Origin of the sequence: Delftia sp. 60 (assembly GCF_002754395.1) — a bacterium.
Classification (GTDB): Bacteria; Pseudomonadota; Gammaproteobacteria; order Burkholderiales; family Burkholderiaceae_C; genus Comamonas; species Comamonas acidovorans.
Window position 1 is genome coordinate 590,820 of the sequence record NZ_PEFD01000001.1, and the last position, 14,594, is coordinate 605,413.

3 protein-coding genes and 1 riboswitch are annotated in these 14,594 nt (G+C 64.1%); of the genes, 2 read left to right on the forward strand and 1 reads right to left on the reverse strand.

Features of this window, described 5'->3' with window-relative positions; all coding sequences use genetic code 11:
• Window positions 1-43: 43 nt before the first annotated feature.
• Window positions 44-1,279: an FIST signal transduction protein gene (locus CLV01_RS02725; protein ID WP_099732446.1), complete on the forward strand. Its 1,236-nt coding sequence runs from the start codon at window positions 44-46 to the stop codon at window positions 1,277-1,279.
• A gap of 50 nt (window positions 1,280-1,329) precedes the next feature.
• Here CLV01_RS02725 and CLV01_RS02730 read toward each other — a convergent pair whose 3' ends face one another.
• Window positions 1,330-2,661: a D-amino acid dehydrogenase gene (locus CLV01_RS02730; RefSeq protein ID WP_099732445.1), complete on the reverse strand. Its 1,332-nt coding sequence runs from the start codon at window positions 2,659-2,661 to the stop codon at window positions 1,330-1,332.
• A gap of 92 nt (window positions 2,662-2,753) precedes the next feature.
• Window positions 2,754-2,864: riboswitch (glycine riboswitch) on the reverse strand.
• 653 nt (window positions 2,865-3,517) lie between these two features.
• Here CLV01_RS02730 and CLV01_RS02735 point away from each other — a divergent pair.
• Entirely contained in the window at window positions 3,518-14,461 is a 10,944-nt protein-coding gene (locus CLV01_RS02735; RefSeq protein WP_099732444.1) for an invasin domain 3-containing protein, read from the forward strand.
• The last annotated feature ends 133 nt before the right edge of the window (window positions 14,462-14,594 follow it).

Here is a 14,594-nt window from a genome sequence, read left to right on the forward strand (position 1 = left end):
CCTCCGCAAGCCGGGCGCTGGCAGGGCTAGAAAGAAGGTTGGAATGTCGTTGTTTCCTGTAGGCCATGCCAGCCATTCCGACTGGCGCGCCGCGGCCGATGCGGTGCTGCTGCAACTGCGCTCGCAGATGGCCGATCCGGGCCATGTGCAGCGGCCCAGACTGGGCCTGGTGTACCTGTCCCACGCGCATGCCGCCCATGCAAGGCCGCTGCTGCAGCATCTGGCCAGGGCCTTGCCCCATGTGGCGGACTGGGCTGGCTGCTCGGCCGGTGGCGTGCTGGCCATGTCCCATGAATACCTGTCCGGCTCCGCGCTCGCGGTGATGCTGCTCGATGTGCCGGCCGCGCACTACCGCCTGTATTCGGGCCTGGCGCCCTTGCATGCGCCGGGCGGCGAGGCCGGGTTCACGGCCCATTCGGCCCTGGTCCATGCCGGAGGCGGCCAGCCCGAGCTGGCCGAGTTGCTGTACGAGCTGTCCGAGCGCACCGAGTCCGGCCTGCTGTTCGGCGGCGTGGGCGATGACGGGGACGATGGCGTGGAGGGCGTGCAGATCGCCTGCCGCACCGAGGACCTGCATGCGCAGCATGCGGATGCGCGCGGCATTTTCAGCGGAGGCTTCTCGGGCGTGGCCTTCGGTGCGGGCGTGCCCTGCATCACGGGCATGGCCCAGGGCTGCGTGCCGCTGGGCGAGGGCCTGGAGATCACCGAGGCGCGCGGCGCCCTGGTCACCGGGCTCAATGGCGATCCGGCCTTGCAGCGCCTGCTGCAACTACTGGGCGTGGAGCTGGAAGGCAGCGACTGGCAGCCCGCGCTGACCACGGTGCGCAGCACGCTGGCGGCCATTGCGCCGCCGGGCCGGGGCATGGCCCACGGCGTGCTCACCGAAGAGGCCCAGGTGCTGACCCTGGTCGGGCTGGACCCGCTGCGCCAGGGCGTGGCCCTGTCATCGGCCGTGGAGGCCGGGCATTCGGTGATCTTCTGCCGCCGCCAGGCCCAGGTCGCGCGCCAGGAACTGCTGCAACTGGGCGCCGCGCTGCGCGATGCGGCGGAGCCCGAGGAGGCGGCGCCCGAAGGCGAGGCACAGCCCCGCATCCGTGGCGCCATCTACATCAGTTGCCGGGGCCGCGGCGGCGGCCTGTTCGGCGGCCCCGATGCCGAACTGCGCACCCTGCGCCACGCACTGGGCGATGTGCCATTGATCGGCTTCGTCGCCGAAGCCGAGATCATGGACGCCCGCCTGCACCGCTTCGCCGGGGTGTTGACGGTGTTCACTGCCTAGGCGCCGTACACGCCGTACACGCCGTACACACGGTACACACCGTCTGCACCTCAGACCGCGCGCGGGCGCACCGTGCCTGCGCTGCGATCCGGGTCCATGGCTGCGGCTCCCAGAAAATCGAAATCCACGGCCGGCTGCCTGCCGCTGACCAGGTCGGCCAGCGCCATGCCGGAGCCGCAGGCATGGGTCCAGCCCAGCGTGCCGTGGCCGGTGTTCAGGAACAGGTTGGCGATGGGCGAGCGTCCGATCAGCGGCACATTGCTGGGCGTGGCGGGGCGCAGGCCGCTCCAGAACTGGGCGCGCCCGGTATCGCCGGCGCCAGGGAACAGCTGCTGCACGCGCCGCACGATGGCCTCGCAGCGCACGGGGTCCAGGTTGCGGTCGTAGCCGTTGAACTCGGCCGTGCCGGCAATGCGCAGGCGGTCGCCCTGCGCGCCGGTGTAGCGCGAGAACACCAGCTTGAACTCATCGTCCGTGAGGCTGACCTGGTAGGCCTTGGTGGGGTCCAGCACCGGCAGGGTCACAGAGTAGCCCTTGGCCGGGTAGATGGGCAGGTGCAGCCCCAGCGGCTGGGCCAGCAGCGGGCTGAACGAGCCCATGGCCAGCACATAGGCGTCGCCCTGGATGCGTTCGTAGCGGCCATCGGCATTGGTCACCTCCACATGGTCGATATGGCGGCTTGCGCCCGCACCCGTGGTGCGCAGCGCCATGACGTGGTGGCCGTGGCGGAACTGCACGCCCGTGGTGGTGGCAATGCGTGCCAGCTCGCGCGTGAAGAGGTTGGCGTCGCCCGATTCATCCTCGGCCGTATAGGTGGCGCCCGCTATCTGCCCGCGCACATGGGCCAGGGCCGGCTCCAGGCGCACGGCTTCGTCGGCGTCGATCAGGCGGCGGTCGCAGCCCAGGGCCTGCATCTGCTCGGTGGGCTTGAGCGCGCCCTCGAACTCGCGGGCGTTCGTGTAGAAGTGCAGGATGCCCTGCATGCGCTGCTCGTACTGGATGCCGGTGTCCGACCGCAGCTGCTGCAGAGCCTCTCGGCTGTAGGTGCCCAGGCGAACGATCTGCTGGATGTTGTGGCGCGTGCGCGCGGGCGTGCAGTTGCGCAGGAAGGACAGGCCCCAGAGCCACTGGCGCATGTCGGCGCGCAGGCGGAACAGCAGGGGGGCGTCCTGCCGGCCCAGCCAGCCCAGCAACTTCAGCGGTGCGCCGGGGTTGGCCCAGGGTTCGGCATGGCTGACCGAGATCTGCCCGCCGTTGGCAAAGCTGGTTTCGGCGCCGGGCGCAGCCTGACGGTCGATGACGGTCACTTCATGACCGAGAGATTGCAGATAGTAGGCCGAGGCGGTGCCGATCAGGCCGGCTCCGAGAACGATAACGCGCATGACAATGCCCTTTCAAAGGCATGTGCCGGTCCCGCGGAAGCTGGTAGCTATGGATTCAATAGCAAGCAGCCGGCGTCCGTCGTGACGCAGCTGCCGCTCCCCCTGTCCTTGGTACCTGAGAGATTCACCGCCGTCCATGGGAACGGGGCTTGCTCCTTCGGTGCGCCGCATATTGCGTGCGGCGGCTCTCCAGACGGCATGTTGTGTTTGCAGTACGGAACCTGAGCGTGTATGGGAGTTTGCGCCTTCGGTGAGGCTCGGCACCGTGGTGCCCGCCTGCTCTCCTGCAGGGGCGATTCTATGTGGCTTGCGCAGCCGGTTCCAGTCGTACTGGGGATACCACCAGTTACTACCTGTATGTGGTGTGGCTGATTCAGGGTATTCCCTAGATCGCTCAAGCGCCTCCCTCGTAGCGCTGGCACGAGTCTCCGATTCCATGTAAAAAAACTATTGAAATAGAAAAAAACATGATTTAGCCTATCGATGTGTGCAGTGGTTTGTCAGTGCATGTTCTGGTCGATTGGACCTGCATGGGTTAACCATGAGTTGTATATCTGTCGGATAGGCGACTTACCGTTGCACAGGTGAAGGTCTATGGAAACTGGCCCGCCACTGGAAAAAATACAAGCACGGTGAATATGGTTCGTTGAGGGAGGAAAAAAATGATTTGCATCGCAAACCCGGCTGAAGTTGTGCCCGGCTCAATGGGCAATGGAGCAGTGCGCAAGCGCTGATGGAAATCCACCTTTTTTGATTGACGCGCAGGATCTGCGCGAAACCCTGTTACTTCCAATGTCACCGGTTGCAAGGTGAGTTGTGAGTTCTTGACTCAAATAGAACTATCCGAGGTGCGGCGATGCAAATGCGCTGGGTACAACTGATGGCCATTGCCATTGGGGAAAATATTTTCCTGTCTGATTTCCTTGAAAAAATGGGGAATATCATGCGCGTTCTTGATCGCCTGCCTGGTTCGGTGTTTTTACGAAAATGGCGTGCAGCGAGGTACTTGTTCTCGTTGCTGCTGCTTTCGTGCGCCGGTATTTCATCCACGGCACTCGCGGCGACCATCGTTTTCACGGTCACCGACAACAGCGACGCTCCAAATGCCAATGCAACGACACCAACCACCTGTGTCAGCACGCTGGGGGGTACCTTTGCTGGCGCATGTACGCTGCGAGCGGCCATTCAGGCAGCCAACTACACGCTGCAAACGCTGGATCCGAGTGCCGATGTTTCCATCGTCTTTGCGCCGACACTGACTACGTCGGTACGAACCATACAGAGCGGGACATCCAAGGATGCGGCCGGAAACCTCCATCCGTATATCGACAATCAGACGGTTTACGTGCGCTGTGCCAACACATTCGTCAGCGGAGCCCAGTCCGGCGCCGTGACGGGAGCCACCAATGCCTGTGGTCAAACCCAGATGATCAGCGGCGGCGATACGGGCACCACCACTGGTGCCGGTGGCGCCTGGTACTGGATCAAAGGCACCGTGCCAGCCGGCACGGGCTCATTGACCATCGATTTCGGGGGAGTCATACAAGTCCAGAACTGGGCGGACTCCGCCTGGGAAACCTTTTATCTTGGTGGGAAGAATATCACTCTCACCAATTCGCCCAACATGACCTGTGGCGAAGCGGTATTCGTCGTTGGCTCCTCAGCAAACAATGTCATCATTGATCGCGTCGGTCTGGTGAATGTGGCGCCAACCCCTGCGGGAGAGGGGACGCCGTTCAACTGCGAGCTGTACGCGGAGATTCATCAAGGCGCACAAAACGTATTCTTTGCCAATAGCACAATCAACTCCGCGATATGGAATGGAAATTACGGCAATAACAAGGGCTCGGCCATTTCCGTTGCCGCAAGCAACGGTACAGGCACGGTTTCCAACATCGTTGTCGATAATTTCACGGTAACGAATCTGCCCAACCCTATCGGGGGAATGCAGCTCGAGCAGTTTTTCCAGGTCATGTCGAACATGACCGTCAACGGATTGACGATCAAAAATTCGAATATCGCACTGAGCCCGACTGGTGGAAATGCGCCCAGGGCCGTGGTGTCGGTTGATGGAACGATCAGCCTGGCCAATGGAATTGGTCTGGCCGTGACGGGTAATACCTTCTCGCTGCCTATCGCCGCCTATACCGGGTCATCGCCAACGCATGTGTCGGCACCAACGGTGAATACGGCAGCCTCAGGCACGACGCAGGTAGTGACGGTGACCGATAACAACTTCACTGGCGGCGGGGACGGGGTGAATATCGGTGGTACGGGTACGGCACCAGGATTGATTGGCAACAACAAGATGACAAGCCAGTCGAGAAGTGCCATTCGTATCACTACGCGTGATTTCTTCAAGATTTCTCAGAACACGCTGTTTTCCGTGCCTGTGGCTGCAAACTCAGGCATCAGTTTGCTGACGACGGGCAATGGACAAACCGGATGGACCCCCACCCTTGGCGTTGGCGCCAGTGACACCGCCGCCTGCACCTGGACATTCAATATCACGGCAAATGCCAATGCGAGCGAGCCGGCACCGTATACGGTGGAAGCCTTTTGGTCGCCGACCGGCGCGGGCGTCAACGATGCGCAGGTCTATCTGGGCTCCGAAACCATGGCCGGAGCCTCGGGAACGCTGACCGTTCCTTCGTATCTCAGCGGCCAGGTGCGGGTCACAGTGACGGACAGCAATTCCGGTGGAGCCCAGACCTCGCAGCTTTCAACGGCGGCAAGCGTCACCGGTTTTCCCTGTGCCTTGAAATCCGGCGTTCTGGCGACGACCAACAATCAACCTGTCGGCAGCAGCGACTTGCTGGAGGTCTACATTGTTGACGGCCAAGGCAATGCCTGGACAGGGGGCAGTGACACCGTCACCTTCGCAGCGCCGCCTGCAGGTGTCACGTTCAATGGCGGCTCCGCCGCAGTCAGCTGCACGACCAACTCCAGCGGAAAGTGCGCGTCTCCCATCAATGCCAGCAGCAGTGTCGCCGGAACATTCACCACACCCGTGACCTTGTCGTCGTCAGTCGCTGGTGCCACGTTCTCCAATCTTCCATTGGGTGGAAGTCCGGTATCTGGCGCAGTGACCTATCAGCCTTCGCCGGTTGCTTACAGCTTCACCGGGCTGCCGGCCAGCACGAGCGGGTCTGAAATCGCCGCGAGTCCGCCATCGATTGCGGCCAACGGCGTCTCCACCAGCACCTTGGCCGTGCAGTTGAAGGATGCTTTAGGCAACCTTGTCACCACCTGTACCGATACGGTGGCCTTCACCCTCAATGCGGGGACGCAAGGCGTTCCTGCCGTCAGCGTCACGGGCTGCAGTGCCGGCATGTACACGGGGACGGTGACATCGCCGGTGCTGGTCGGCAGCGGAACCTTCGGATTCACCATCAACGGGTCTGCGGCTGTTGCCACCGCAACGGTCTCCTATGTGGCCGCAACGCCGAGCACGAGTGCATCCACGATAGTCGCCACACCGACATCGATCGTGGCCAACGGCAGCTCCACCAGCGTGCTGCGCGTGCAACTGGTCGATGCCAGCAGCAATCCGATCAACACCTGCACGAACACGGTGGCATTCACCCTGAACGGCGGAACGCAGGGAACGCCGAGTGTGGGCGCGGCCTCATGTACTGCCGGCATCTATACGGGCACCGTCACATCGCCCACGGCGGTCGGCAGCGGGATCTTCGGATTCACCATCAACGGCTCTGCCGCAGTTGCTACGGCTTCAGTGAGCTACACGGCGGGTCCGCCAAGTACCAGCGCCTCGACCATCGTTGCGAGTCCGACCTTGATCATTGCCAATGGCACCGCAACCAGCACATTGACGGCGCAGCTCAAGGATGCGTCAGGCAATTCGATTGCGACCTGTGCCAATACGGTGGCCTTCACGCTGAACAGCGGAACACAGGGCTCGCCTGCGGTCGGCGCGGGTTCGTGCAGCGCAGGGGTTTACACGGCAACCGTCACGGCACCTACCGCAGTCGGCAGTGGCACCTTTGGTTTCACCATCAATGGCTCGGCCGCCACGGCTACGGCTGTGGTGAACTACACGGCCGGGCCGCCCAGCAATGGCGCGAATGGAAACCTGATCAGTGCCAGTCCGCTCAGCGTTGTCGCAGACAACACTGCCACGAGCTCGATCAGCGTGACCCTGCGCGATGCCAATGGTAATCCCGCCACGGATACGGTGGCGCACACGATTGTCTTCACCAAAACGGGCGTGGGCACGACCACGCCGGCCGCACCCACGTGCACGATCGCGGCCAACGCCAATCCGGCCACCTGCTCCGTGACGGTGAAATCGGCCACGGTCGGCACTGCAAGTTTCACGGCAACGGACAACGGAACGGCCGTGAGCAATGGCAGTCCGGTATCGGTCAACTTCATTGCCGGGCCGCCCAGCAATACAGCCAGTGGCAATCTGCTCAGTGCCACGCCGCTCTCGGTGATGGCCGACGGTACGAGCACCGGCACGGTGACCGTTGCACTGCAGGACGCCAATGGCAATGCAACCGTCGATACGGTCGCCCACACCATCGGCTTTGTCCATACCGGCGCCGGCACGCCGTCGGCAACTTCCTGCACGATTGCGGCCAATGCGAATCCAGCGCGCTGCTCCATCACGGTGACATCCACCGTGGCGGGTGCGGCGAGCTTCACAGCCACGGACAACAACGGCACCACCACCCAGAGCGTGGCAAACGGCAGTCCGGCCGTGATCAACTTCACGGCCAATGCCGCCGACCCCGCCAGGTCGGGGGTACGTACCGTCAGCAGTCCGGCCACGGCCAATGGCTCGGCGACAGATGTGCTTGAAGCGTTTGTGGGAGATGTCAACGGCAATCCGGTGGCCGGAAGCGTTGTCACGTTCTCTCCCACCGCAAACATCACCTTCAGCGGTACTTGCACCACCAATGCGGCCGGTACCTGCCAGGTCACCGCCAAGACAACCGTCGCGGGTTCCTACACTTCCGGCGCAAGCATCGCGAGCGGCGCATTGAGCGGCAGCGGCGTCAGCTCCGGTGGCAATACGTACGGTGCGACGGCTGCCTATGTCTTTACGGCAGGTGCCGTCGATCCCGCCAATTCGACCATGTCGGTCGACGTGAACAACCAGGCAGCCGGTGGCGGCCAGGACGTCGTTTCCGTGGTCACCAAGGATGCGTTCGGCAATCCAGTCACCGGCGTTGCCGTGAACTTCAGCGTGACGCCTGCCGGAGCGGCGCCTGCCACCGCCAGTTGCACGACTGCGGGTGCGGCGGCGACCTGCTCGGTGTCGTTCACCAGCGTGACCGCATCGACTTACTCGGCTGCCGCCACGGTGGGTGCAACTGCCATCGGCAACAGCCCGCAATCGATGGCCTTTGTCGCCGGCAATGCCTCGGCAAGCAATTCGGGCCTGCGTGTCGTGAGCGACAACGCGGCGGCAAATGGCACGGCAACCGATGTGGTGGAAGCGTATGTGCGCGATGCCGGTGGCAATCCCAAGGGCGGCGAGGTCGTCACCTTTGCCGGTGCTGCCGGCGTGAAGCTGAACGGTGGCGCGGCAGGTGCGTCGGCCACGTGCACCACTGGAACAAGTGGCGCAACTCTGGGCATCTGCTCGATCACTGCCACCAGCACAGCAAGTGGTACCTACAGCATCGCCACCAGCATTCCTGCAGGAACTCTGGGTGGCACGTTCACCGTGGGAGCAAACGCGTATTCGCCAAGCGCCGCACAAATTCATTTTGTGAGCGTGGTGAACCTCAGTGTCACCAAGGCCAACCCTGGCAGCCTGACTGTGGGCACGCCCTTCAACTACGCGTTCTCCGTGTCCAACGCTGCCAGTGCCTTCGGTCCTGCCAACAGCGTGACCATCAAGGACCTGGTGCCTGCGGGTATCAGCATCACGGGTGTGCCGACCGGCGCAAACGTGGCCAGCGCGACCTGCACGCCCAACACCTTCCCGTTCGTGGGCAATGGCACGGCGATCCTGTCTTGCACGGTGAGCTTCACCACCCCGGTGGCAGCTGGCAGCAACACCAGCTTCAACCTGCCAGCTGTTCCGACGGCGGTGGGTTCGAGCACGAACACGGCCTCCTACGATCCGTCCGGCGGCATCAGCCCGGTCAATCCGACGGCCGGTTGCACGACGGATTGCGCATCGACGCCTTCCACGCCGGTGACGCCTGGTACTCCTGCGCTGACGGTCACCAAAGCCAACCCCGGCAGCTTGGCTGTGGGCACGCCCTTCAACTACGCCTTCACGGTAGCGAATGCCGCCAGTGCCTTCGGTCCTGCCACCAGCGTGACCATCAAGGACCTGGTGCCGGCAGGCATCAGCATCACGGGTGTGCCGACCGGCGCAAACGTGGCCAGCGCGACCTGCACGCCCAACACCTTCCCCTTCGTGGGCAATGGCACGGCGATCCTGTCTTGCACCGTGAACTTCACTGCGGCAGTGGCAGCGGGTGGCAACACCAGCTTCAACCTGCCGGCTGTGCCGACGGCTGTGGGCTCGAGCACGAACACGGCTTCCTACGATCCGTCGGGCGGCATCAGCCCGGTCAATCCGACGGCGGGGTGTACGACGGATTGCGCATCGACGCCTTCCACGCCGGTGACCCCTGGCACGCCTGCGTTGACGGTTACCAAGGCCAACCCCGGCAGCTTGGCTGTGGGCACGCCGTTCAACTACGCCTTCACGGTAGCGAATGCCGCCAGTGCCTTCGGTCCTGCCACCAGCGTGACCATCAAGGACCTGGTGCCGGCAGGCATCAGCATCACGGGTGTGCCGACCGGCGCAAACGTGGCCAGCGCGACCTGCACGCCCAATACCTTCCCCTTCGTGGGCAATGGCACGGCGATCCTGTCTTGCACCGTGAGCTTCACCACCCCGGTGGCAGCTGGCAGCAACAGCAGCTTCAACCTGCCGGCTGTGCCGACGGCTGTGGGCTCAAGCACGAACACGGCTTCCTACGATCCAGCGGGTGGCATCAACCCGGTCAATCCGACGGCGGGTTGCACGACAGACTGCGCTTCTACGCCGGTGACTCCGGTCACACCGGGTACGCCTGCGTTGACGGTCACCAAGGCCAACCCTGGCAGCCTGGCCGTGGGCACGCCCTTCAACTATGCGTTCTCCGTGTCCAACGCTGCCGGTGCCTTCGGTCCTGCCACCAGCGTGACCATCAAGGACCTGGTGCCTGCGGGGATCAGCATCACGGGTGTGCCGACCGGCGCAAACGTGGCCAGTGCGACCTGCACGCCCAATACCTTCCCGTTTGCGGGCAATGGCAGCTCCGTGCTGACTTGCACGGTGAACTTCACTGCGGCAGTGGCAGCGGGTGGCAACACCAGCTTCAACCTGCCGGCTGTGCCGACGGCGGTGGGTTCGAGCACGAACACAGCCTCGTACGATCCATCGGGCGGCATCAGCCCCGTCAATCCGACGGCGGGTTGCACGACGGATTGCGCATCGACGCCTTCCACGCCGGTGACCCCTGGTACTCCTGCGCTGACGGTCACCAAGGCCAATCCCGGCAGCCTGGCTGTGGGCACGCCCTTCAACTACGCGTTCTCCGTGTCCAACGCTGCCGGTGCCTTCGGCCCCGCCACCAGCGTGACCATCAAGGACCTGGTGCCTGCGGGCATCAGCATCACGGGCGTGACGACCGGCGCAAACGTGGCCAGTGCGACCTGCACGCCCAATACCTTCCCGTTTGCGGGTAACGGCAGTTCCGTGCTGACGTGTACGGTGAGCTTCACCACACCGGTGGCAGCTGGCAGCAACAGCAGCTTCAACCTGCCAGCTGTGCCGACGGCTGTGGGCTCGAGCACGAACACGGCCTCCTACGATCCATCGGGCGGCATCAGCCCGGTCAATCCGACGGCAGGGTGTACGACAGACTGCGCTTCCACACCGGTGACTCCGGTCACGCCTGGCACGCCTGCGCTGACGGTTACCAAGGCCAACCCGGGCAGCCTGGCTGTGGGAACTGCGTTCAACTACGCGTTCTCCGTGTCCAACGCTGCCGGTGCCTTCGGTCCTGCCACCAGCGTGACCATCAAGGATCTGGTGCCTGCGGGTATCAGCATCACGGGCGTACCGACTGGTGCAAACGTGACCAGTGCAACCTGCACGCCCAACACCTTCCCCTTCGTGGGCAATGGTACGGCGATCCTGTCTTGCACGGTGAACTTCACTGCGGCAGTGGCAGCGGGTGGCAACACCAGCTTCAACCTGCCAGCTGTTCCGACGGCGGTGGGCTCGAGCACGAACACGGCCTCCTACGATCCGTCGGGCGGCATCAGCCCGGTCAATCCGACGGCAGGGTGCACGACAGACTGCGCTTCCACGCCTTCCACGCCGGTGACCCCTGGTACTCCTGCGCTGACGGTCACCAAGGCCAACCCGGGCAGCCTGGCTGTGGGAACTGCGTTCAACTACGCCTTCACGGTAGCGAATGCGGCTGGAGCCTTCGGCCCCGCCACCAGCGTGACCATCAAGGACCTGGTGCCGGCAGGCATCAGCATCACGGGCGTGCCGACTGGTGCAAACGTGGCTAGTGCGACCTGCACGCCCAACACCTTCCCGTTTGCGGGCAATGGCAGCTCCGTGCTGACGTGTACGGTGAACTTCACGGCGGCAGTGGCAGCGGGTGGCAACACCAGCTTCAACCTGCCGGCTGTGCCGACGGCTGTGGGTTCGAGCACGAACACTGCCTCCTACGATCCGTCGGGTGGAATCAGCCCGGTCAATCCGACGGCAGGTTGCACGACAGACTGCGCTTCCACACCGGTGACTCCGGTCACGCCAGGTACGCCTGCGTTGACGGTCACCAAGGCCAACCCTGGCAGCCTGGCCGTGGGCACGCCCTTCAACTATGCGTTCTCCGTGTCCAACGCTGCCAGTGCCTTCGGTCCTGCCACCAGCGTGACCATCAAGGACCTGGTGCCTGCAGGCATCAGCATCACGGGTGTGCCGACCGGCGCGAACGTGTCCAGTGCGACCTGCACGCCCAACACCTTCCCCTTCGTGGGCAATGGCACGGCGATCCTGTCTTGTACGGTGAGCTTCACCACACCGGTGGCAGCTGGCAGCAACAGCAGCTTCAACCTGCCGGCTGTGCCGACGGCTGTGGGCTCGAGCACGAACACTGCCTCCTACGATCCGGCGGGCGGCATCAGCCCTGTCAATCCGACGGCAGGGTGCACAACAGACTGCGCTTCCACACCGGTGACTCCAGTCACGCCTGGCACGCCTGCGTTGACGGTCACCAAGGCCAATCCCGGCAGCCTGGCTGTGGGCACGCCGTTCAACTACGCGTTCTCCGTGTCCAATGCGGCCAGTGCCTTTGGTCCCGCCACCAGCGTGACCATCAAGGACCTGGTGCCTGCGGGGATCAGCATCACGGGTGTGCCGACCGGCGCGAACGTGTCCAGTGCGACCTGCACGCCCAACACCTTCCCCTTCGTGGGCAATGGCACGGCGATCCTGTCTTGTACGGTGAGCTTCACCACACCGGTGGCAGCTGGCAGCAACAGCAGCTTCAACCTGCCGGCTGTGCCGACGGCTGTGGGCTCGAGCACGAACACTGCCTCCTACGATCCGGCGGGCGGCATCAGCCCTGTCAATCCGACGGCAGGGTGCACAACAGACTGCGCTTCCACACCGGTGACTCCAGTCACGCCTGGCACGCCTGCGTTGACGGTCACCAAGGCCAATCCCGGCAGCCTGGCTGTGGGCACGCCGTTCAACTACGCGTTCTCCGTGTCCAATGCGGCCAGTGCCTTTGGTCCCGCCACCAGCGTGACCATCAAGGACCTGGTGCCTGCGGGGATCAGCATCACGGGTGCGCCGACCGGCGCGAACGTGTCCAGTGCGACCTGCACGCCCAACACCTTCCCGTTTGCGGGTAACGGCAGCTCCGTGCTGACGTGTACGGTGAACTTCACTGCGGCAGTGGCGGCCGGTGGTAACACCAGCTTCAACCTGCCGGCTGTGCCGACGGCTGTGGGTTCGAGCACCAACACGGCTTCCTACGATCCGTCGGGCGGCATCAGCCCCGTCAATCCGACGGCGGGTTGCACGACGAACTGCGCGTCGACGCCTTCCACGCCGGTGACACCTGGTACGCCAGCGCTGACGGTCACCAAGGCCAACCCTGGCAGTCTGGCCGTGGGGACTGCGTTCAACTACGCGTTCTCCGTGTCCAACGCTGCCAGTGCCTTCGGTCCTGCCACCAGCGTGACCATCAAGGACCTGGTGCCGGCAGGAATCAGCATCACGGGCGTACCGACTGGTGCAAACGTGGCCAGTGCAACCTGCACGCCCAACACCTTCCCCTTCGTGGGCAATGGGACGGCGATCCTGTCTTGCACGGTGAACTTCACTGCGGCAGTGGCGGCCGGTGGCAGCACCAGCTTCAACCTGCCGGCTGTTCCGATGGCTGTGGGTTCGAGCACCAACACGGCCTCCTACGATCCGTCGGGCGGCATCAGCCCCGTCAATCCGACGGCCGGTTGCACGACGGATTGCGCATCGACGCCTTCCACGCCGGTGACCCCTGGTACTCCTGCGCTGACGGTCACCAAGGCCAACCCCGGCAGCCTGGCTGTGGGCACGCCGTTCAACTACGCCTTCACGGTAGCGAATGCGGCCAGTGCCTTTGGTCCCGCCAACAGCGTGACCATCAAGGACCTGGTGCCTGCGGGTATCAGCATCACGGGCGTGCCGACCGGTGCAAACGTGGCCAGTGCGACCTGCATGCCCAATACCTTCCCCTTCGTGGGCAATGGCACGGCGATCCTGTCTTGCACGGTGAACTTCACTGCGGCAGTGGCAGCGGGAGGCAACACCAGCTTCAATCTGCCGGCTGTGCCGACGGCTGTGGGGTCGAGCACGAACACGGCTTCCTACGATCCGTCGGGTGGCATCAGCCCGGTCAATCCGACGGCAGGTTGCACTGTGAACTGTGCATCGACACCAGCAACGCCGGTCACTCCCAGCACGCAGGTGCCGGTGGCTCCGACGCTGACGGTTTCGCCGACCACGGTGGGAGGCTATCCGCAGATATCCGGCACCGGCACGCCGGGCTACACGATCACGGTGAAGGATGGCTCGACGACACTGTGTACGGCAATCGTCGCGGCCGATCAGACGTGGAGCTGCACGCCAGGCGGCGGCTTGCCGACGCCGGGTCTGCACACGATCAGCGCGACCCAGACCAATCCTGGCAATGGCAACACCGGACCTGCCACAACGACTTCGCTCAACGTGCTCGGAACGACCTTCACGGGTCCGACAGCCACCGGGGCAGGCAACGCCACGGCGACCTTGAGCGGTGGTGGCGCGGGCTGCGGGTTCGATGTGTCGCAGTCGTCCTTCGTCGCGGCTGCGGCGGGTGCGCCGGGCCAGTTGAGCTTCCCGTACGGCAATGTGCACTTCGTGGCCCGGGGCTGTACGGCCAGCAGCTCGATCACGGTCAGCGTCACCTGGCCGGGTCCGGTGACCGGCATGGCGTACTGGAAGTTCGGTCCAGCGTCCGCAGGGGCGGCGGACTCCTGGTATCAGCCTCCGGGTGCGGTGGTGTCGGGCAATACGACCTCGGTGGTGGTCACCGATGGCGGCCAGGGTGATGACGATCGCGCAGCCAATGGCGTGATCGTGGATCCCAGCGGTCCGGCGCGTGTGGGTGCGGCACCGGATGCCACGCCGATTCCTGCGCTCGAACCGCGCATGCTCGCCATGGCCATGCTGCTGATGCTGGCTGCAGGCCTGTGGAATCTGCGCCGCAGACGCGGTTGACACACGGTTGAAGAGGAGCTGAACCATCGCCTGCCGAACCAGTTTCGGCAGGCGATTTCCATTGGGCGCAGGCGTTGCATCCCGGCGGCTCAAGCCTACCCGTAACCCCAGGCCGCCTTGCGGGCCTATCGCG

Bases quoted from the DNA above. Each gene is read 5' to 3' on its own strand.
- CLV01_RS02725 (WP_099732446.1), top strand. From the start codon at position 44: ATGTCGTTGTTTCCTGTAGGCCATGCCAGCCATTCCGACTGGCGCGCC.
- CLV01_RS02730 (WP_099732445.1), bottom strand. From the start codon at position 2,661: ATGCGCGTTATCGTTCTCGGAGCCGGCCTGATCGGCACCGCCTCGGCC.
- CLV01_RS02735 (WP_099732444.1), top strand. From the start codon at position 3,518: ATGCAAATGCGCTGGGTACAACTGATGGCCATTGCCATTGGGGAAAAT.